We start from the raw sequence: 240 nt of genomic DNA, 5'->3' as shown, positions 1-240 counted from the left end.
TAATATATCGCGCTTTGATTCAGTACCGTTTTCTGCATTAGCAAAAAAGCCCCCGAACCATTCGGGGGCTTCATCAATTTAAATCAAACTTTTGCAGTTACGGTGTGACAATCCCGAAATCATTCGCGAAGGTATCGAAAACGCCCATCAGCTCATTCAGAGTCTGGCGGTCTGACACCTTGAGTTTTCCAGCTTTGACCAGGTCGTCAAACGACGCTTTCCGGGTAAGCAAGGCGGCCA

General features: G+C 47.5%; 1 protein-coding gene. It reads right to left on the bottom strand.

What is annotated here, in order from left to right; all coding sequences use genetic code 11:
• Nucleotides 1–97: 97 nt before the first annotated feature.
• Nucleotides 98–232 carry an alkyl sulfatase C-terminal domain-containing protein gene (locus tag ACYP03_RS27745; RefSeq protein ID WP_459782904.1) on the bottom strand — a complete coding sequence of 45 codons (135 nt, stop codon included), beginning with the start codon at nt 230–232 and terminating at the stop codon, nt 98–100.
• Nucleotides 233–240: the final 8 nt, after the last annotated feature.

The sequence above is a fragment of the Photobacterium sp. R1 genome (genome assembly GCF_054600795.1).
Note: the sequence above shows the minus strand (reverse complement) of the source record. Positions and strands in the feature narration are given on the sequence as shown.